The sequence below is a fragment of the Nonomuraea sp. NPDC051298 genome (genome assembly GCF_055586305.1).
This window is the reverse complement of the sequence record NZ_JBVJIM010000030.1, coordinates 35,966-54,094: the sequence shown is the minus strand read 5'-3', so window position 1 is coordinate 54,094 and position 18,129 is coordinate 35,966. Positions and strand designations below refer to the sequence as shown.

The following is an 18,129-nucleotide window of genomic DNA, read 5'->3' as shown; positions in this document are numbered from 1 at the left end:
ATCCGCCTCTTGTCGGGCATCTGTTCGGAATTGCCAGAGCGAGCACTCCGCAGCGGTGAGCGGCCGGGAACATGAAAGAAGCCCGCCGGCACCGCGGCGGGCTCCAATCACGTGATGAAGGTCAGGCTGTGATCGTCTTCCGGGCCAGGTCCACCACCTCCTGCTTGAGGGCCGGAACGTACGGCAGGTGGGTGAACGTGCCGATCGGATTGTCCTCGTGGAAGACCGTGTACTCGCTGGGCGAGCCGGTGTCGTAGGCGACGGTGTAGGAGTGGCCGGTCACGTCGAACGTGCTGACGTCCTGGATCATGGTGGGGTTCCCTTTCGCGAGGAATCAGCGCCACCGTACGACGGGCACCTACCGCCTGTCGGTCATCCGCTCGAATTGGCTATTCGTCCACGGTGAGCTTGTCGATCGCGGCCTGGCGGTCGGCGTCGGTGGGCAGCGTGTAGCGACGAGCGGTCTCGAGAGAGTGGCCCAGCAGCTCGGCGATCGTGACGATGTCCACGCCTTCGCGGGCGAGTTTCGTGCCGAGGGTGTGCCGGAGCACGTGGCTGGTGAAGTCCTCATCACGGCCGACCTCGATCCCAGCCCGCTCGGCGATGCCATTGAGCACGTCGGTTGCGGCGCGGGCAGACAGCCGGCCACCGCGCACGTTGAGGAACAGGGCCTTGGACTCGTCGGCGCCGCGCAGCTTCGGCCGCTCCTTCAGCCAGGTCTCCAGCTCGGTGCGGAGCTTGGCGTGCAGGTTGACCTCGCGATACTTGCCGCTCTTGCCCATGCGGACGATGAGCACGCCTTTGCGTGCGCTGATGTGGAGGTCGTCGGTGTCGAGCGCGACGAGTTCGTGGATGCGGGTCCCCGCGTAGAAGGCGGTGTAGCCCATGGCGCGGTCGCGCGGAGAGGACGACAGCTCGGCTTCGCGTAGGAATCTCACTTGGGCACGCTGATCGAGAGCGCGAGGGGCGAGGTTAGGCAGCTTGGTGCGCTTGGCGGTGGCTGGGCCGAGGCCGAGGCGGCGGTTGAAGTCGTCGATGGCGGTCAGGTGCGCGTTGACGGTGGTCGGCTTGCGCTTGAGCACGGTCAGGAGGTGGGCGCGGTAGTCCCGGGCGGCCCAGTCGCGGGCGGCGGGGTCGGTGAGCGGGTCGCCGTCGAGGTTGGTTGCGTCGAGCCAGGCGAGGTACTGGCGGACGCGGGAGAGGTAGTTCCGGCGGGTGTCGTCGTCGAGTCGGAGGAGCGGGTCGGTGACGGCGGTTTCGTAGTCGGCGTAAACGCCCGCGTAGCGGCCGGGGACGGGTGTGGCAGTGGCTCCTGGGCGTCGTCGGGTGGGGTGTTGGGACGTTACGGGATCTTGGTCTCTAATATCAGAAGTCATTTCGGTGTCCTGTTCGCTTCGGGGAAGCGGAATATCAGAACTCCAGCCAGGAGTGCAGTTCAGATATTCACAAGTATCTGAAGTTTGTCATCTCGTTGGCGTTACCGCCAACGAGCGCTACGATCGCGAGTGAATCAATCTCCTCGCGAAAGAGATGGTCATGGATCACATCGAGACCGGAGAGTCCACCCGGTATGGCCGCTCCATGAGGCCCGTCGCGGTCGGCGACACAGTGGACGAACTCGAACTCTCGGCGCTGGACAAGGTGCGGTCGGCCTTCCCCCCGGACGCCCGCCTGGAGATCGTGCGGAACTACGAGATCTACGCGGTTCCCGGTAACGGAGGGTTCAGTTCCTTCCTGGGAGTTCTGGAGTCGGGAAAGGCGTACTACAGCCACATCACGGTGCGCGAGGTGATCACTCAGTGAGCACCCGTAGGCAGAGTCAGCGCGACCGGACAGAACTACTCGACGGCCTGACGATCATGCGCGTCGAACTCCGTGACGCGGAAGCCATCCTCCGAGGCATCGTCGGCTACGACCCCACCACCCTCACCCTCTCCGAGCACGACGAGGGCGTCGAGGTCCAGCACACCGACTCCGAGTTCATCGCTGAGCTTCGAGCAGCGCTGCGCGCTGAGGGGCGTGAGATCCGATGACGACCTTCAAGATTCAGCCGGAACCGCACGCCAATCACAAACTGCCCTACCCCTTCTTCGCCGACGAGTCCGGCGCGATCGGCCGCCAGGACGTCTGGAAGGGGAACCCGGAGCAGGTCATCGGCTTCCAGAGCGACCTGGACGTCATGCAGATCGACCTCCTGTGGGAGGACGCGATCCAGGACCCAGACCTGGCGTCGGGCATGTACCTCGTCACGGCCGACGCGGACGGTGACTTCAGTACGCACGTGACTCCCGTGGAGTCGATGGAGGTCGTCAGCCTGGCGGGCGGTGAGGTCCGGTGAGCGAGCAGGCGACCATGACCGTCCGGGTCCGCGACCGTTCCGCCGAGTCCCCCTGGGGGTCCGGCCCCACCAACCCGATCATCCGCGCGGTGACGATCTCCGCGTACTGCCCCGTGTGCGGCGAACTGCGGGGCGAGCCGAAGAACCTCAACCAGTGCGACGACGGCGCGCACTACTCAACCGACATCTGGACCAACCCGTGCGGCCACGTCGATGCGTATGCGGACGTGGTCAAGGAGGCCAAGGAGATCGCGGCGGCCCAGGCCGGTGAGAGCCAATGAGCGGGGCCGGCGAACCTCAGTGGCCGACCCATGTCCGACTTCGCCGGAACGGACGGCTGGTCTCCTTCGAGGTTGTCACCCTCGTCACGGTTGAGCTGACCGCTGACCAGCTCGGCAACCTCAAGCGAGCCGCCCACGACCTCGGGAAGACCACGGCCGAGGTGCTGGCCATTCTGGCGGGCAGGGTTCAGGTGGACTCCGGCGGCTGGCTTGTTCTGTCGGGTGAGGACGTCGAGGCGGGTGAGACGTGGTGAGCGATTTCGCCGACGACATTCTCGAACGCTGCCGCTGGGCACAAGCCCACAACGATGGCCACCCGAACGGCGCCTGGTCCGAGGGCGAGCAGCTCGCCGTCGCGCTCGTCCTCAAGGACAAGAGCCACCTGGAGGCCATGGGGTACACCGTCCAGCAAGCCGCCCAGCGGGTGTACGACGGGATGAGGATGCCTCCGGCTGCCATGGGCGCCTGGATTGAGGCGCTGAGGGGCCGGCTCGACGCGGGTGGTGAGGCCGGATGAGCATGCCACCCGTTACCGCGTTCTCCGAGACTGCCGCGCTTTACTACCTTCTCACCGAGAACCTGGCCGAGACCCGCCGTGTCATCGGCGACATGCTCCCGAATGAGCGGCGGATTTACCGGGAGCAGCTTGAGCGTCTGCGTACGATCCTCGGTGAGGACTGCGAGGAGTGCGAGGCGCTGACCACGGCGTCCGACAGCGAGACCGTTCGCCCTCTCGGACCGAACCGGCGCTACCTGTGCCGGGCGTGCGCTGGCGTGCCTGCCGGGGATGAGGGCCGATGATGGCTCTCGACCCCGCAACGTGTGACACGATCAAACTGTTCGCGCACCGGCTCGACAGCGTGACGCTCGAAGCTGGCCACATCATCGCGGGTCGCATCGTGGAAAAGCATCAGGACATCGACGTCGAGATGCTGGCCCACATCATGTCCGACGCGTTTCTCATCGTGCAGGAGACCGGCGATGATGGCCCGCGTACGCTGTTCGCCGTAGTGTACGACCTGGTGATGCGGGTGGGTGGAGCCGGATGAGTGGTGTCGTGTTCAAGACCGCGCCCGACCGTGACTGCTACGTGCTGTGGCAGACGAACAACGACTCTCCGGTGCTCATCGGCGACCGCGCCGAGGCCGCCGACCGCCTCCGACCGGAGTGCGGCCACCCGTCCCTCGCGGAGGAGAAGCTGGCTCTGGCCGATCGGACCGGCAGCTCGTACATCGACGGCACCGGCTGGTGGGACGACGAGGGCGTGGCCGCCGGAGGTGTGTGCTTCCTGGATGGGGAGATGCGGTTCGTGCCCCGGGCGAACCTGGAGGTGTTCGTTCTGGCTGCCGCGGCGCCCGATGTGGATCTAATGGTCGCGCTGACCACGGAGATGCAGGAGCCGGGCTCGGTCGGGGGTGGCGTGTGAGCGACACCGTGAAGTTCCGGGTCTGGTCCGAGATCCGCGACATCAGCAGCAGCTACGACGAAGAGATCATCGACTCAGACATCTCGGTCACGGACTGGGCCGCCATGCCCCAGGTCGAGCGTGATGCGGTCGGCGAGCGGATCTATCAGGAGTACATCGACAACCGTGTCGGGGGCGCGGCCGAGCCGGTCGCCTTTGAGGGCGGTGATGGTGCCTGATGGTGCTCACCGAGACGGAGCGGCTGGAGCAGCTCGCCGAACTGATCCACCCGTGCCCGACGCCGGACTCCTGGAACGGCTACGACCTGTGCCCCGTCCATGGGGTTCCATGGCCGGACTCCCAGACGAAGGCGGCCTGGCTGGCCCGCGGCCTCGACCTGATCGAGGCGCAGCGGGCGGCGATCAACGCGCTGCAGAAGCCAGCCGACTACTACGCCGACCCTGACGAGAGGTACGACCCGGCCGAGGACGAGGATGCCCCTGACTCGATCGCGGGTGGCATGTGATGGCCGAGAACCACGAGCAGGTGCTCACCGCCGGGCTCGCCTGGCTGTACGACACCGAACAGCCCGAGGACGCGCTCGTCAGCCACCTCGGCGAGATACTGCCCGGCGTTGGTAACCGAACATTCGGCTTCGTCCCCAGAGGCTGGGGCAGCTACCCGGTCGTGGTGGTGGACGTGGCGTCGATCGAGTACAAGCCGGATGGCCAGGGGTTCGAGGTTCCGGCGAACCCGCTGGAGCCCGGCGAACTGGAGGACCTGACCGGCCAGTTGGCCGCGCTGGGCGCCACGGTGGTCAGCACGTGGAACGGGCATCCGGCCGCGACGGGCAGCTTGGCGTTGCAGCGGTCGGCGCATCCGTCGCTGCTCGCTGCGGTCTCTCGTCGATCTGCGGGCTGTCCGGAGCACCCGGACAAGTCGGTGTTCTGCCGGTGTGGATGGTGGGAGCAGGGATCCGGGCGAGCTGTCAGGCCCACGCCCTCAGGTGTTACCTCCGCTCGATGATCTTGAGCGGAGAGGAATGATCTTCGCGCGCTGGCAGAATGCGGACCTACCAGCATGCGAGGAGTGCTCATTATGGTGGCCGCTCGCGGCCTAACTGACCTGACCTGATGGCTGGTGTCGCTCGCATGGCGAGGCGCTGAGATTCGCTCTCAGCGCCTCACCTCGTTTCATGATCATTTGAAGCGTAGGGTCTTCTTATACCGCTCCCGCAGGGCCTCGGCAGGGACCTGTGACAGTCGCTCACCGGGCACCCACTCGGCACGCTTCGTGTGCACCGTCCCCGCGTCCGTCCGCGACGTCACCACCCACTGTGCGCGTCGCTCGCGGACGGTCGCTGGTGCCCGCGTACCAGCCTGCGGTGAAGATCAGGCGTTGGAGCAGTAGATCGAATCACGGTTGCAGTAGTCGGCATCTACGACCATGTCGTCCCAGTCATTACTTACATCCGTAGCTCTTAACCTGACGTAGAGGTGCTGGACACCACCCGCGTAGCGCAGATCCAGCGTCCAATTGAAGCTTTCTGATTGTCCGGCAAGGAGTTGCCGGGTGCACCATTCAGAGGTCTCGTACGTCCATCTTCCTGTGTAGCCCTGCACGCAGGCGATTCGGCCATTGGACGCGGCCTTCAGATAGCCCGTGATAGTCGCGGAGTAGCCGCTGCCCCATTTAACGGATCCCCTGGCGACGGTGTTGCCATACACCACGTAGAAGGAGCTTTCGCTCACGTCCATCTGGGCGCCGGCCGTTCCGGCGTGTGCCGTGCCGGGTGTAGAAATCAGGGCCAGCGCGGTTGCGCCAGTACAGGCCAGAGCCTTGATCTTGGTCCCTAATGACATGTAACCGTCCCTTCGTCTCTCAGCCTGTTGATCCAGGATCAGTGAGATTGATCGTCGGTGCGCTCGTTGAGATTTCTAACGCACAGACCATTGATTGGCACTCCCGCACACCACACCAAACAATCCATGTACTGCCTACACGATCAGCGAGATCATCGGTCGGAGCGGAACGCCGACTCGGAATCCTCCGCCATGTGGCCCAGAACCCCATCACCACTGGCCTTCACCGGAGTACGCAGAACACCCACACGGAACACCTCGACCTGGGGCTCTGTCTCGGCCGGTGGGTGCTGCCTGTCTCGCGATTCGTCAATCACTAGTGAGGTCCTGTTGCGCCATATCGATCACATGCCCCTCCCCGAGATCGTGCGGGCCGTGCGGAACCCGAAGGAGCACGACCTCGCGGTCATCAGGAAGTCGATCGAAAAGTTCGGGTGCACGATCGCCGGAGAGCTGGACGATCGCACTGGCCGCCTAGTCGTCGGGCACGGCCGGCTGCTCGTGCTGGAAGAGATGCACGCCGAGGGCGTGTCCCCGCCCGAGGGCGTCAAGGTCGCCGACGACGGGACGTGGCTGCCGCCCATCCTGCGCGGCTGGTCCTCCCGCTCCGACACCGACGCCGAGGCGTACCTGGTGGCGAACAACTCGACGTCGGAACGCGGCGGGTGGGACCGCGGGCTGCTCGCCGACATGCTGACCGACATCGGCGCGGCCGACGAGGAACTGCTGGCCGCGACCGGCTACGACATGGCCGACGTGGAGAACCTGGTCCCTGCTGACCTCGGCGAGGCGCCACCCGCTCCGGAGCTGACGTCGGGGCCGGTCGAGCGTGTCGAACCGCCGGACGTGTGGGGCGTCATCGTCACCTGCGCAACCGAAGCCGAGCAGGTCGAACTTCTGGAGCGGCTGGCCGCCGAAGGTCGCTCCGTCCGAGCCCTCATGTAGGAAGGGAGCCCTCCGTGCGCGCGGACATTACCCTCGCCACCCCCGTACGCCGCACCGCCCGCGTGCTCCAGCTCCAGGGCATGTTCGACGTACCGCTGGAGGAGAAGCTGACGAACTCCTGGTCGGTGCACCTGCCCGTCGAGGAACGCAAGTGGAACGTCGGACTGATCGTGGGCCCGTCCGGGTCCGGCAAGTCCACCATCGCGAACGAGCTGTGGCCCGGCCGGCTGGTCAAGGACCAGCCGTGGGGCGACCGGGCGCTCGTGGACGACTTCCCGCCCGGCATGGGCATCAAGGACATCGTCGGCCTGCTGACCGCCGTGGGCCTGTCGTCACCTCCGGCGTGGCTGCGGCCTTTCAAGACACTCAGCAACGGTGAAGCGTTCCGCGCGTCGATGGCTCGCGCGCTCGCCGAGCACAAGGGCCTGCTCGTCGTGGACGAGTTCACGTCCGTAGTGGACCGGCAGGTCGCCAAGGTCGCGAGTCACGCGGTCGCGAAGTCCGTACGCCGTGCTGGGCGGCAGCTCGTCGCGGTCACCTGCCACTACGACGTTACGGACTGGTTGCAGCCGGACTGGGTGTACGACGTCGCGACCGGGTCGTTCTCGTGGAGGTCGGTTCAACCCCGGCCACGGCTCCAGCTCGACATCCACGCGGCCGACCGGAGCCTCTGGCAGATGTTTCGCCACCATCACTATCTGAGCAGCGACATCAGCAACGCCGCCCAGTGCTTCGCCGGGTGCATCGACGGCAAACCGGTAGCCTTCGCTGCCTACAGGCACTTCCAGCATCCAAAGGTGCGCGACATCAAACTCGGTCACCGCCTGGTGGTGCTGCCGGACTTTCAAGGACTGTCGATCGGCGGGCACCTGGAAGACTGGATCGGTCAACACCTGCACACGCAGGGGTTCCGGTACCGGAATGTGACGTCGCACCCGGCGTTGATCGCCTACATGGAGCGCAGTCCGCAGTGGCAGCGGCAGGGCCGCGCGACCAAGCTCCACACCAGCAGCAAGCGGCGGAATCAGCACGCCAACACGCTGGATCCGCGTCGGTTGGGGCTCGTGTCGTTCGAGTACGTCCCGGCGTCGCGGCGGTAGTGACCCCCGTCCTACCGGTCGCAGAACGGGTCGGGGATCTCGCCGTACGCCACGGCGCGCACCAACTCGGCGACTTCGGCCGCGCCCTCCACGGTGGCCGGGGCATAGATCGGGACCAGGGGGCGCGCACCGTGCCGGTTCACCGTCAGCTCCCAGTTGGCGTCGAGGTAGATGCCGACCGCGAGCCCGCTACTGCTCCCGGGAGGACCGCCCGGTGCTGGTGCGACAGCAACCTCGTTGGGAGCCGTCGAGGTGACGACGGTCAGCCTGGCGGCGGCGAGGACGCACGTTAGCGCTTCCGCCAACGAGAACACCTCGTCGGGGGTGCGCTCGACGGCTGGCCTGCGGTACTGGCCACTGACCGTCTCGGCCGCGTACCTCGCCAGGTGCGCCAGCGCGTTCCCCCGGTCATAGCCGAGAGCGTGCGACGTGTTGGCCATGGCGTCGAGCAGGTGCGCGGCCTCCTCCACGAGGGTGGGCGCGTACAGCGCCCGATAGCTGCTGTAGATCCGCCGGATGTGCTGGGTCGCGAGCGTGTTCGTCACGCCGTCATGCTCCCACCTGGGGTGCTGTCTCGTGCCGCAAGCGTCAGAGAACGGAGAAGTGATCATGGCTGTGGACATTCGCCAGTTCGAGCCCATCGACGCCGTCGTCGAGGCGGTCGAGGTGAACGGGCACGACATCGAGGACATCGTCGCCTGGATCAACGCTGAGTCGAAGCTGAAGGGCATCGTCGGGCAGACCGCGTTGCGCGGCCGGTCGGCCGAGTACGTGGAGATCCAGACGCCGGAGGGCGCGTTGCGTGCCTGGCTGGGCGACTACATCGTGCACGACGGTGCGGGCTCGTTCTGGAAGGCGAGGCGCAGCATCTTCTCGCGCATGTACGCGCCCGTCGCCGCCGACGCGGCTGAGGACGAGGGCGGCGAGGGGGAGTAGTGCGGATCCAGGTGCTGCGGCTGCCGCTGTACGAGTTGGGCGGCGTCTCGGAGGAGCCGTTCGCGCTCATCGTGGACCAGGCCCCGCCGGAGGGGGATGGCTGGTCTATGCCGTCGCTGGCGGTGTTCGCCGAGCAGATCGGCGCCCGCGGTGTGTGGGTGACCCCGGCGACGGTGGAGGTTGTGGACCAGTTCCCGTCCGAGATTGTGGATCACGTGCCGATCGGCGAGCCGGCCGAGGCCGTGGAGGGCGGCCGGTAGTCGTTGGCGGAACCGACAACCAGCGCCCGTAGGAGGTGTGCCCGGGTGGCCGACGACAAGCGGAAGCTCGAGCTCGCTCAGCGGCGCTCACAGGCGCTCCAGATGCGGATCGCCGGGGTGTCCCCAACGCTGATCGCCGAACGGCTCGCCTATAACAGCCCGCAGGCCGCGAGCGCTGACATCACCGCTGCGTTGAAGCGGGCCGCCAAGGTGGAGGGGTTGGCGGCCGAGCATTTGCTGCATCTGGAGATCGGCCGCCTGGACCGGATGATGGCCGCGCTGTGGCCGCGCGTGCTCAAGGGTGAGGTGAACGCGGCCGAAGCCTGCTTGAAGATCATCAATAAGCGGGCGTCGCTGCTCGGGCTGGACCAGATCAACCGCAACGGTCACCCGGACCACGACATGGCGTCCCTGCTCGGCAGCATGCTGGCTCAGCTTCAGCAGCGCTACCAGGTTCCTGACCCGGACACCGACGCCATCATGTCGGCCGAGGTCGTCACGGGCGAGGTGCTGTACGACGACGCTGGCGGCGAAGCATGACCGGCGGCGCACTGGGCCTGGCCGTCCGGCTGTCGCCCAAGCAGGAACGCAGCATCGCCGAATCGAACGCGCGGCTGAACATCTGGCAGGGGGCCATCCGCAGCGGAAAGACGATCGCTTCCTTGATCAGGTGGCTGGCGTTTGTCGCGAACGCCCCACGCGGCGGATCGCTCGTCATCGTGGGAAAGACAGCCGACACGATCAGCAGAAACGTGTTCGATCCGCTGATGGACCCCGCCATCACAGGGCCGCTGGCCGCGCGAATCTCCTACACCCGCGGTGCTCCTACCGCGACGATCCTGGGCCGGAAAGTCGAAATCATCTCGTGCGCGGACGCCCGCGCCGAGACCCGATTGAGGGGCATGACGTGTGCGGGCGCGTACGTGGATGAGATCACTCTGCTTGAGCGCGCGTTCTGGGACATGCTGCTCAGCCGGTTGAGCGTGCCGGGTGCGAAGCTGTTCGGCTCCACCAACCCCGATTCGCCGTCGCACTGGCTGAAACGCGACTTCCTCGACCGGGCCAGCGAACTCGACCTCCGCTCCTGGCACTTCCGCCTCGACGACAACCACGCCCTGGACCCGGCGTACGTGGCCGCGTTGAAGAAGGAGTACACCGGCCTTTGGTACAAGAGGTTCGTCCTCGGGGCCTGGGTTATGGCCGAGGGCGCGATCTTCGACATGTGGAACGAAGACCGGCACGTCGTCCACGATCTGCCGCTGATGGAGAAGTGGCTCGCGGTCGGGATCGACTACGGCACCGCGAACCCGTTTGACGCCGTCCTCATCGGCGTCAGCGTCCCCGACGACGCCGGGCAGCGCCGCATCTACGTCGCCAACGAATGGCGGTGGGACAGCAGGGCGCAGCGCAGGCAGCTCACCGACGCGGAGTACTCGCTGCGGCTGGCCGATTGGCTGGACGACATCCCTGAGACGTTCGGCCCTGGCACGCGTGGTGTCCGACCGGACTGGCTGATTGTGGACCCCAGCGCGGCGTCGTTCGTGATGCAGCTCCACAAGGACGGGTTCCGGCCACAGCAGGGCGACAACAGCGTCCTGGACGGCATCCGTACCGTCGCCAACCTGATGGCCGCCGACCACCTGCGGGTCCACGCGTCCTGTCACGCCCTCCTCGATGAGATCGTCGGCTACGCCTGGGACGACAAGAAGGCCGAGAGAGGCGAGGACGCCCCGGTCAAGGAGCACGACCACAGCGTGGACGCACTCCGGTATGCGCTTCACACCACTCAGGCGGTGTGGCTGCGGCTGCTCGAACCCGTCCCCGCCTACTGAATACGCGCACCTCCTGGCCGGTTGTGGCGGCCTGGCCCGGGGGCGTGCCTGCTCCGCGCGGCTTCCCCGTACGCGCGTCGAGCACCCGGTGTGGCCCCGCCCCGCGCTGTTGAGGGGCAGCGCGGGCCGGGCCACACCGCCGGACCTGAACGATTCCCCGACCTACCAGGGAGATGCCGTGTTCACCCAAGACCCGATCACGTGGAAAGCCGTCTGGCGGCTGGAGAAGTACTGGGGCGACGAGGTCGGCCCTGACACGGTGCCGTACGACGTGATCGAGCGCGAGGGCAACCTCCTCATGCACGGCGGCGCCAGCGCCATCTGGCAGGCGCTCATTGGCAACGGCACCGCCACTGCGGGGCAGCCGCTCACCTACTTCAACAACGCCAACGCTTGCCTGGGCGTCGGCGACTCCACCACCGCAGCCGCCGCCACCCAGATCGACCTACAGGCGACCACGAACAAGCTGCGCAAGCCCATGGACGCCACGTTTCCGCAGCATACGGATGGCGCCGTGGCAGCGAACGCCACAATCACGTTCCGGGCGACGTTCGGCACGGCGGATGCGAACTTCACGTGGAACGAGTGGGGCCTGTTCAACGGCGCGAGCGGCGGCCGGATGCTCAACCGCAAAGTCGAGAATCTCGGAGCGAAGACGTCAGCCGCCAGTTGGGTGCTCACCGTCGCGTTGACCCTTGCCTGACCTGCTGCTTTTCCTCTGCTCCCCATGCATCGGGAGGTAGATGATGGCGCAGATCCGCGATTTCACGTCAGCGGCGACGGGCACGACCGGCTCGTACGCGCTGGCCGTCCCTGCCTGTCAGCCGGGCGACATCCTCATCGCGCTGCATTCGTGCGACACCGGCAGCACAGCTCAGATGACGATCAGCGGGTCCGGCTGGAGCGACGCGATAACACCGATCAGCACCGCCGGTCTGTTCACCCGGGCGTGGTTCAAGACCGCCGGGTCGGAGCCGGCCAGCGTCACCTTCGGGCAAAGCTCCAATGCTGACGGTGTGGTCGCGCTCGTGTCCCTGCCGTCCGGGCAGTTCAACATCGCGGACTCCTACGGCGACATCGACACCAACGGGGACTCGACCGTCGTCAACCTCGGCTCCCCTGGCGCCGCTGGTGACGTGATCTTCGCCTGGGTGGCCGGTCTCGGTAGCGGGTCGGCGAAGACATGGGGGGAGCCGTCCGGCTGGACTCCGATGGTCGATCGGCAGTCCGGAACCTACACGACTGCGTGCATGGTGAGCTGGACCTTCGCCGCTGATGGCGATACCGGGCTGGCGACCTTCACCATCTCCGGCGGGACAACGCAAGCCCACTCGCTCAAGCTTCGCATCCGCAACGCGGTCACGTCCATGAGCAAGAGCGGCAGCGACTTGGCGGGCGTCGCCGAGCAGGCGAGCGTGCAGGTGACGCTGTCGCGTACCGATTCGGCCGCGCTCTCCGATACCGGGCAGACGGCCACGCTGGCGACCGACCAGGCCGGTATGACCGAGACGCGGACGATCTCGGGTGCCGTGGCAGGAACGGAAGCGGTCTCGGTCGCGGAGGCCGTCAGCGCGAGGGTGGCGCCCGGCCGCGCCGACGCGGGTGTCGCTGACGACAACGCGCAGGTGGCCGTCGCGGTGGATCGGAACGACGGCGGCACGGTCGCCGAAACGGCCCGCCTCGATCTCCAGGCCAGCGATGGGGCGGCGCTCGCCGAGACGGCCATCAAACAGGAGACCCTCGGCCCGGTCACCTCCGACGTGGCGGCGGTGGGGGAGGCGGCGGCTGGCGCGGCGGGCGCGGTCAGCGCCGACACCGCCGCCGTGGGCGAGACGATAAGGGTGGATGTACTGCGCACCGCCACCGACTCGGCAGCTCTGGTCGAGACCGCTTCGTCCGGCCCGCTCACGGGAGAGCAGGTGACCCTCGGCGAGGCCGCCCGCGTGATGGTTCTGCTGGACAGGGCGGACGGAGCGGCGGTCGCCGAGGCGGGATCGGCCGGTCAGCCGGTCACTGCGACTGATTCGGCCGGACTGGTCGAAAGCGCGCTTGTGGTCGAGCTCGGGCGCGAGGTCACGGGCGTGGATGGGCCGCGCCGGTCCTGGAGTGCGACCTTGGCGCGGCGTTGGGGTGCGGACCCGCCGCGCCGTACCTGGTCGGCATCGCGCACGTAAGGAGCCCATCGTGGAGACGATCTCGTCACTGTCGTGCGAGTACCTGCCGTTCTTCGTGCGGGGCGCGGCTGGCACCGAAGAGGTGCAGATCGCGTTCACCACGCCCGGGGTCGAGCCGGTCGAAGGCGACTGGAAACCGGCCGAGTGGGCGCCCGGGTCGGCCGGTGCGCGGGGCGCGACCGCGCGCATCCTGTTCGGCCCTGGCGGGACCGTGGCCAAGCCGGACGGCAGCTACCAGGCGTGGGTGCGGGTGACGGCGCCGCCTCAGATGCCGGTGCTGCCTGCGGGCCTGATCGACGTCATCTGACACCCGCGCGCTGGCCTGCCGCCGAACGCGCACGTTGCGTCCCTTCGAGAACAGAGTGAGGGCGAAGGATCATGCCGCTTCCGGACCACGACCAGGAGTGGCCGCCGCCGCACATCCGGCGCGAGATGCGGCTGTATGAAGAGTGGGGAGCCTGGTACGCGGGCGACCCGGAGCGGCTGGCCGACGTGTACGGCTCGACCGGGATGGTGCACGGTATCGGCTTGGACCCGAAGGGGTGGGACCGGCCGTCCAAGGGGTTCACCGGTTGGATTCAGCGTGCCGCCCGCTACTTCTGGGGGACTCCTATCCCGCTCGGGCAGACGCGGTCCACGAAGCTGCATATCCCGATCGCCGGAGACATCAGCTCGACGTCCGCCGACCTGCTGTTTGCGGAGCCTCCGACACTGCGGGTACCTGGCAAAACATCACAGAAACGCCTCGACACGATCATGCACGAGGCAGGCATCTACGGTGCGCTACTGGAGGCCGCCGAGACCGGCTCCGCGTACGGCGGCGCATACCTGCGCGCAGGCTGGGACACGGAGATGTACGACCACCCGGTCATGTCGGTGTTGCCGCCGGACGCCGCCGTGCCTGAGTTCCGGTACGGCAAGCTCGCCGCGGTCACGTTCTGGCGGGTGCTGCATGAGGACGACGACCGGCAGGTGTGGCGGCACCTGGAGCGGCACGAGAAAGGCCGCGTCCTGCACGGGCTCTATCTGGGGACGCCGGACCGGCTGGGCCACCAGGTGCCGTTGGAGGACCACCCCGAGACCGCGGTCTACGCCGACCAGGTGGATGAGGACGGCGGGTTCGACACCTTCTACCCGCGCGGCCTGCTCGTCTCCTACGTGCCGAACATGCGACCCCACCGGCTGATCAGAGGCACCAGCCTGGGCCGGTCCGACTACCAGGGCGTCGAACACCTGATGGACGCGCTGGACGAGGTGTGGACGTCGCTGATGCGCGACATCCGGCTCGGGAAGGGACGGGTCATCGTTCCCGACGTGTTCCTCGACTCGCTCGGTCGCGGCCAAGGCAGCGCGTGGGATCCGGACCGGGAGATCTACTCGGGGCTCGGGATGCTGCCGCCGCCCGGGTCGGCCGCGAACTCGATGTTGACGATCACGCAGTTCGCGATCCGCGTGAAGGAGCACGTGGACACCGGGAAGGCGCTCACGGCCCAGATCCTTCGCGGGGCCGGCTACTCGGCGCAGAGCTTCGGTGAGGTGGACGGGTCCGGGCAGGCCGTCACCGCGACCGAGGTCCACTCCCGTGAGAAGAAGTCGTACTCCTCGCGCGGCCGGAAGACCGGCTACTGGAACCCCACGTTGCAGTGGGCGCCGGACGTGCTCCTCTCCATCGATCACGCCGTGTTTGGCAAGAAGGTGTCCGCTGAGCGGGGCGAGGTGCACTGGCCGGATGGCGTGCAGCCAGACCCGGAGGCTCTGGGCCGGACGCTCGAACTCCTCAACAGAGCGCAGGCCGTCTCCCTGGATACGAAGATCCGCACTCTGCACCCGGACTGGGACGACAAGCAAGTTCGCGAGGAGCAGGAACGCATGCGCGACGAACTCGGGTTGAATGTGCCCGACCCCGACCGGCTGGACGACGTGCTCGTGCCCACGATGGGCGACGACGAGTAGTGGCGGTGAGCCTGCCGACGCTGGCGCTTCCGGCCGCGCCGCAGGAAGCCGCCCAGATCGAGGCCGCGCTCGACCACGCCCGCGCCGTGGCCGCGATCTACTGGGACGCCGAACGCGAACTCCTGCGCGTCGTGTCGGAGGCCCTGGCCAATCGGGAAGGCGAACCCGAGTACGCCGGACCCCGCTTCGCCGAGTTGCGGCAGCTTCGGCGCGAAGCCGACCGGGTCGTCGGCCGCCTGGAGCGGCTGTCCGAACGCCTGGTGACGACCGGCGTCAACGCGGGGTGGCGGCGCGGCGTGCAGCGCGCGACCACCGGCCTCGCACGCCTCGGCTCCCGGCGCGGCATCCCCCAAGGGCAGGGCGTGATTGAGATCGCCCGCCGCGCCGTACGGCTCGTCGCGTCCACGCAGCCCGGGATGCGGTCGGCACCGGAGTTCATCTTCTCCCAGATCGTCAACCAGGTCGCCGCGCAGGCGCTCACCGGAGCGATCTCCCGCCGTCAGGGGCAGGCCCGGCTCCTTGACCAGATGGCACGCCGGGGTATCACGGGGTTCACCGATGGCTCCGGCAGGGTCTGGTCCGCGTCGGCGTACGCGGAGATGGCGGTGCGGACCGCGACGGCGCAGGCCGCGACGGACGGCCACCTGGCCACCCTCGCCGAGTCCGGGATCGACCTCGTCATCGTCTCCCGCCTGCCGTACACGTGCGAGCGGTGCGCCCGATGGGAAGGGAAGATCCTGTCCCAGGAGGGGCCGGTTGGATGGCGGCAGGAGGAATCGGCCGTCTCCGACGCGATGGTGGATGTCCTCGTCGAAGGGACCGTGACGCAGGCCCGCGCCGCTGGCCTGCTGCACCCCGGTTGCGGTCACACGCTCGGCGCCTACCTGCCGGGCGCGACCCGGGCGCCTCGGTCGGCCCCGCATCGCGGTACCTATCCGGCGGCGCAGAAGATGCGCCGACTCGAATCCGATCTACGCGGCGCACGGCGGCAGGCGGCGGTCGCGCTCGAACCCGAGCAGCGGCGGAAGGCTGCGGCCCGTGCCGACCGGCTCACCGCCCAGATCCGCGACCACGCCCGCACGTCGGGCATCCCGACTCGCACCGACCGGCAGGCGCAGGACACCATCCCGCGTGACCTGGAGCGGCTGCCGGACGACAACCTGGCTGGGCTGCTGGGCCGGTGGGCGGACGACGAGGCTGCGGTCGCTCGCATCACCCAGGAGTTGGAGCGGCGCGACAACAACCGCGAGCGCGACCGGGAGGAACGGGTACGGTCGGCGGTCGCGGAGCTGCCCGCCGAGTTCGCCAACGCCTCCGACGACCAGGTGCTCAACCTCGTAGCCCAGTTCTCGGACGCCGGGGACACCGTGGCGCTGGAGCGGCTGCTCGCCGAACTCGACAGCCGCGAGCAGAACCCGACCTGGTCGTGGCAGGCCGACGACACCGCCGAGGACCGCGCCGTCACCGACCTCATCGACGACGGCGCGGACCCGCTGGAGGCGTACGCGCTCGTGTACGGGCTCGACCCGGACGTGATGCGGCGAGAGGAGTCCCGCCAGGTCGCCGAGCAAATGCGGTGGCTGGGGGAGACCTTGGACCAGGTCGTCCGTCGTCTTTTCGACGAGTGGCTGGAGACCCAGTTCATCGCCGCCGAGCGGTACACGCGCGGCATCCTCACCAACGCTGCCGGGCGCGCGGCCGGAATCGACGGTCGGACCCTGCTGTCCGGGCCGCAGTCCCGCGCCGACAAGTACGCCAGCGACGAGCTCAGGGCGTGGTGGGAGAAGCACCCTCGGATGACGCTGGTCGAGCTCCGGGCGCAGATGCTTGGCCGCGCGAGCGACCGCGCCGCCGCCCAGCGAGCGAGGGAGCAGCGCCGGTGAGCCTGACTGACCTCGACCGGCGGACGGCGATCACAACGGCGCGATGGGCAGCGACCCACGCCCGCCCGATCATCGAATGCCCGTACGACCCCGCAGGTGACGCCCGATCGAGGGCGCTCGCGCTGTTGTGGGTGCGCACCTATCGCAGGTACCGGCCGCCGGCCTGACGCCGGGTCGTTCACCTGCCTGCCTGTTGTTGTGGCCCGCCTGGCGCGGGCCTTTCTCATGTCCGGCTCCGGGAGGGCCACCGATGTTCGATCACATGCTGCCGACGACGCCTGGCGCGATCATCGGCTACCGCAAGAACGGCCTGGCGATCCGGCTCATCGCCGGGGGCGCTGAGGGCGGCGGCGAAGCTGCCGCGGCCAGTGGCGACAACGGCCAAGCGGGAGACACTCAGGCGCAGGCCGGACCGCAGTCGCAGGAGGGCGAGACCACCGGCAGCAGTACGCCGGACCCGCTCGCCGCGGCGAAGTCAGCCGAGCAGAAGGTCAACCCCGACGCTATCAAAGTCGAGCAGTTGCCCGACTGGGCGCAGAAGATCGTCCGGGATGCGCGGAAGGAAGCAGGCGACTACCGCGCCCAACTCAAGCAGGCGCAGAAGGACGCCGACGAGGCCGCCAAGAAGGCGGGCCCGTCCCCGGATGAGATCACCACACAGGTGCGAGTGGAACTCGCCCAGCAGATCGGCAAGGCACTCGGACTGGTCACCGAGGAGGAGCAGCAGCTCACCCCGGAGCAGGTCATCGAGAAGCTCACCGCCGAGAAGGAACAAACCGCGAAGGAACGCGACGAAGAGCGCGAGCTACGCCGCCGGGAACGCCTCGAAGCGGGTGTGCTCCGCGCCAGTGGCAATCTCGGTGCTGACTCCACTGCGCTGCTCGACTCCCGGTCGTTCATGCGCAAGATCCGCGACCTGGACCCGGAGGCTGACGACTTCGCGGCCAAGCTCGGCGACCTCATCCAGCTCGCGATCGACGAAAACCCCAAGTACAAGGCGGCTGCCCTGGCGGCGACGCCCACCCGGAGCGGAGGGGAGTTCGCCGGCGGGCCTGGCGCGCGTCCTTCGAGCTCCGAGCCCACCATCGACGACTTCCGCAAGCGCCGCGCCGCCGAGGCGGCGGCGAAGAACAAGTCGTCTTAGCCGGACCGTTGACGGT

The 18,129-nt window shown here is 67.9% G+C and carries 29 protein-coding genes; 25 read left to right on the top strand and 4 right to left on the bottom strand.

Annotation, left to right across the window (positions count from 1 at the left end; all coding sequences use genetic code 11):
- Positions 1 to 121: 121 nt before the first annotated feature.
- Together ACZ6S0_RS46035 and ACZ6S0_RS46030 are read right to left on the bottom strand one after the other, a co-directional pair.
- A complete protein-coding gene (locus ACZ6S0_RS46035) occupies positions 122 to 310 on the bottom strand; it encodes a hypothetical protein (RefSeq protein WP_465926165.1) in 189 nt (62 codons plus the stop codon).
- Positions 311 to 389: 79 nt separating this feature from the next.
- The gene (locus ACZ6S0_RS46030; RefSeq protein WP_465926163.1) at positions 390 to 1,376 is read right to left on the bottom strand and encodes a tyrosine-type recombinase/integrase; all 987 of its coding nucleotides are present in this window, start codon (positions 1,374 to 1,376) and stop codon (positions 390 to 392) included.
- Between the two features lie 160 nt (positions 1,377 to 1,536).
- Here ACZ6S0_RS46030 and ACZ6S0_RS46025 point away from each other — a divergent pair, with 160 nt between their 5' ends.
- The 12 genes from ACZ6S0_RS46025 to ACZ6S0_RS45970 are packed head-to-tail and all read left to right on the top strand — an operon-like array spanning position 1,537 to position 5,050.
- Positions 1,537 to 1,803 (top strand): hypothetical protein, encoded by a 267-nt coding sequence (locus ACZ6S0_RS46025; RefSeq protein ID WP_465926161.1) that lies wholly within the window; start codon positions 1,537 to 1,539, stop codon positions 1,801 to 1,803.
- Positions 1,800 to 2,033: a hypothetical protein gene (locus tag ACZ6S0_RS46020; protein ID WP_465926158.1), complete on the top strand. Its 234-nt coding sequence runs from the start codon at positions 1,800 to 1,802 to the stop codon at positions 2,031 to 2,033. The genes ACZ6S0_RS46025 and ACZ6S0_RS46020 overlap by 4 nt, the downstream gene beginning before the upstream one ends.
- Positions 2,030 to 2,338: a hypothetical protein gene (locus tag ACZ6S0_RS46015; RefSeq protein WP_465926157.1), complete on the top strand. Its 309-nt coding sequence runs from the start codon at positions 2,030 to 2,032 to the stop codon at positions 2,336 to 2,338. Before ACZ6S0_RS46020 ends, ACZ6S0_RS46015 begins: the two co-directional genes overlap by 4 nt.
- Positions 2,335 to 2,619: a hypothetical protein gene (locus ACZ6S0_RS46010; protein WP_465926155.1), complete on the top strand. Its 285-nt coding sequence runs from the start codon at positions 2,335 to 2,337 to the stop codon at positions 2,617 to 2,619. Before ACZ6S0_RS46015 ends, ACZ6S0_RS46010 begins: the two co-directional genes overlap by 4 nt.
- Positions 2,616 to 2,873, top strand: coding sequence for a hypothetical protein (locus ACZ6S0_RS46005; RefSeq protein WP_465926153.1), 258 nt, complete (start codon positions 2,616 to 2,618; stop codon positions 2,871 to 2,873). Before ACZ6S0_RS46010 ends, ACZ6S0_RS46005 begins: the two co-directional genes overlap by 4 nt.
- Positions 2,870 to 3,136, top strand: coding sequence for a hypothetical protein (locus ACZ6S0_RS46000; RefSeq protein ID WP_465926151.1), 267 nt, complete (start codon positions 2,870 to 2,872; stop codon positions 3,134 to 3,136). The genes ACZ6S0_RS46005 and ACZ6S0_RS46000 overlap by 4 nt, the downstream gene beginning before the upstream one ends.
- Entirely contained in the window at positions 3,133 to 3,420 is a 288-nt protein-coding gene (locus ACZ6S0_RS45995; protein WP_465926149.1) for a hypothetical protein, read from the top strand. The genes ACZ6S0_RS46000 and ACZ6S0_RS45995 overlap by 4 nt, the downstream gene beginning before the upstream one ends.
- On the top strand, positions 3,417 to 3,668 hold the full coding sequence (locus ACZ6S0_RS45990; RefSeq protein ID WP_465926147.1) for a hypothetical protein: 252 nt from the start codon (positions 3,417 to 3,419) through the stop codon (positions 3,666 to 3,668). Before ACZ6S0_RS45995 ends, ACZ6S0_RS45990 begins: the two co-directional genes overlap by 4 nt.
- Positions 3,665 to 4,045 carry a hypothetical protein gene (locus ACZ6S0_RS45985; protein ID WP_465926145.1) on the top strand — a complete coding sequence of 127 codons (381 nt, stop codon included), beginning with the start codon at positions 3,665 to 3,667 and terminating at the stop codon, positions 4,043 to 4,045. Before ACZ6S0_RS45990 ends, ACZ6S0_RS45985 begins: the two co-directional genes overlap by 4 nt.
- Positions 4,042 to 4,263, top strand: coding sequence for a hypothetical protein (locus tag ACZ6S0_RS45980; RefSeq protein ID WP_465926143.1), 222 nt, complete (start codon positions 4,042 to 4,044; stop codon positions 4,261 to 4,263). Before ACZ6S0_RS45985 ends, ACZ6S0_RS45980 begins: the two co-directional genes overlap by 4 nt.
- Positions 4,263 to 4,550, top strand: coding sequence for a hypothetical protein (locus ACZ6S0_RS45975; protein WP_465926141.1), 288 nt, complete (start codon positions 4,263 to 4,265; stop codon positions 4,548 to 4,550). The genes ACZ6S0_RS45980 and ACZ6S0_RS45975 overlap by 1 nt, the downstream gene beginning before the upstream one ends.
- Positions 4,550 to 5,050, top strand: a complete 501-nt coding sequence (locus tag ACZ6S0_RS45970; RefSeq protein WP_465926139.1) for a hypothetical protein — start codon at positions 4,550 to 4,552, stop codon at positions 5,048 to 5,050. The genes ACZ6S0_RS45975 and ACZ6S0_RS45970 overlap by 1 nt, the downstream gene beginning before the upstream one ends.
- A gap of 365 nt (positions 5,051 to 5,415) precedes the next feature.
- Here the strand turns inward: ACZ6S0_RS45970 and ACZ6S0_RS45965 are convergent, their stop codons facing one another.
- Complete coding sequence (locus tag ACZ6S0_RS45965) at positions 5,416 to 5,886, bottom strand: hypothetical protein (protein WP_465926137.1); 471 nt, start codon at positions 5,884 to 5,886, stop codon at positions 5,416 to 5,418.
- 348 nt (positions 5,887 to 6,234) lie between these two features.
- On the opposite strand from ACZ6S0_RS45965, the gene ACZ6S0_RS45960 reads away from it, so the two are divergent.
- Both ACZ6S0_RS45960 and ACZ6S0_RS45955 read left to right on the top strand, forming a co-directional pair.
- On the top strand, positions 6,235 to 6,831 hold the full coding sequence (locus ACZ6S0_RS45960) for a ParB N-terminal domain-containing protein (RefSeq protein ID WP_465926135.1): 597 nt from the start codon (positions 6,235 to 6,237) through the stop codon (positions 6,829 to 6,831).
- 14 nt (positions 6,832 to 6,845) lie between these two features.
- Positions 6,846 to 7,931 (top strand): GNAT family N-acetyltransferase, encoded by a 1,086-nt coding sequence (locus ACZ6S0_RS45955; protein ID WP_465926133.1) that lies wholly within the window; start codon positions 6,846 to 6,848, stop codon positions 7,929 to 7,931.
- 11 nt (positions 7,932 to 7,942) lie between these two features.
- Here the strand turns inward: ACZ6S0_RS45955 and ACZ6S0_RS45950 are convergent, their stop codons facing one another.
- The gene (locus ACZ6S0_RS45950; RefSeq protein WP_465926131.1) at positions 7,943 to 8,476 is read right to left on the bottom strand and encodes a hypothetical protein; all 534 of its coding nucleotides are present in this window, start codon (positions 8,474 to 8,476) and stop codon (positions 7,943 to 7,945) included.
- A 64-nt stretch (positions 8,477 to 8,540) separates the two neighbouring features.
- On the opposite strand from ACZ6S0_RS45950, the gene ACZ6S0_RS45945 reads away from it, so the two are divergent.
- The 11 genes from ACZ6S0_RS45945 (at position 8,541) to ACZ6S0_RS45895 (ending at position 18,113) form a co-directional block, all read left to right on the top strand.
- The gene (locus ACZ6S0_RS45945; protein WP_465926129.1) at positions 8,541 to 8,867 is read left to right on the top strand and encodes a hypothetical protein; all 327 of its coding nucleotides are present in this window, start codon (positions 8,541 to 8,543) and stop codon (positions 8,865 to 8,867) included.
- Positions 8,867 to 9,127 carry a hypothetical protein gene (locus ACZ6S0_RS45940; protein ID WP_465926127.1) on the top strand — a complete coding sequence of 87 codons (261 nt, stop codon included), beginning with the start codon at positions 8,867 to 8,869 and terminating at the stop codon, positions 9,125 to 9,127. The genes ACZ6S0_RS45945 and ACZ6S0_RS45940 overlap by 1 nt, the downstream gene beginning before the upstream one ends.
- Before the next feature lie 45 nt (positions 9,128 to 9,172).
- Positions 9,173 to 9,667, top strand: coding sequence for a hypothetical protein (locus ACZ6S0_RS45935; RefSeq protein ID WP_465926125.1), 495 nt, complete (start codon positions 9,173 to 9,175; stop codon positions 9,665 to 9,667).
- The gene (locus ACZ6S0_RS45930; protein ID WP_465926123.1) at positions 9,664 to 10,959 is read left to right on the top strand and encodes a PBSX family phage terminase large subunit; all 1,296 of its coding nucleotides are present in this window, start codon (positions 9,664 to 9,666) and stop codon (positions 10,957 to 10,959) included. Before ACZ6S0_RS45935 ends, ACZ6S0_RS45930 begins: the two co-directional genes overlap by 4 nt.
- A 178-nt stretch (positions 10,960 to 11,137) precedes the next feature.
- Positions 11,138 to 11,662 carry a hypothetical protein gene (locus tag ACZ6S0_RS45925; protein ID WP_465926121.1) on the top strand — a complete coding sequence of 175 codons (525 nt, stop codon included), beginning with the start codon at positions 11,138 to 11,140 and terminating at the stop codon, positions 11,660 to 11,662.
- 40 nt (positions 11,663 to 11,702) lie between these two features.
- A complete protein-coding gene (locus tag ACZ6S0_RS45920; RefSeq protein ID WP_465926119.1) occupies positions 11,703 to 13,133 on the top strand; it encodes a hypothetical protein in 1,431 nt (476 codons plus the stop codon).
- A gap of 10 nt (positions 13,134 to 13,143) precedes the next feature.
- Positions 13,144 to 13,440: a hypothetical protein gene (locus ACZ6S0_RS45915; RefSeq protein ID WP_465926117.1), complete on the top strand. Its 297-nt coding sequence runs from the start codon at positions 13,144 to 13,146 to the stop codon at positions 13,438 to 13,440.
- A 71-nt stretch (positions 13,441 to 13,511) separates the two neighbouring features.
- Entirely contained in the window at positions 13,512 to 15,086 is a 1,575-nt protein-coding gene (locus ACZ6S0_RS45910; protein WP_465926115.1) for a phage portal protein, read from the top strand.
- 5 nt (positions 15,087 to 15,091) lie between these two features.
- Complete coding sequence (locus tag ACZ6S0_RS45905) at positions 15,092 to 16,969, top strand: phage minor capsid protein (protein WP_465926113.1); 1,878 nt, start codon at positions 15,092 to 15,094, stop codon at positions 16,967 to 16,969.
- A complete protein-coding gene (locus ACZ6S0_RS45900) occupies positions 16,966 to 17,136 on the top strand; it encodes a hypothetical protein (RefSeq protein ID WP_465926111.1) in 171 nt (56 codons plus the stop codon). Before ACZ6S0_RS45905 ends, ACZ6S0_RS45900 begins: the two co-directional genes overlap by 4 nt.
- 83 nt (positions 17,137 to 17,219) lie before the next feature.
- A complete protein-coding gene (locus ACZ6S0_RS45895; protein WP_465926109.1) occupies positions 17,220 to 18,113 on the top strand; it encodes a hypothetical protein in 894 nt (297 codons plus the stop codon).
- The last annotated feature ends 16 nt before the right edge of the window (positions 18,114 to 18,129 follow it).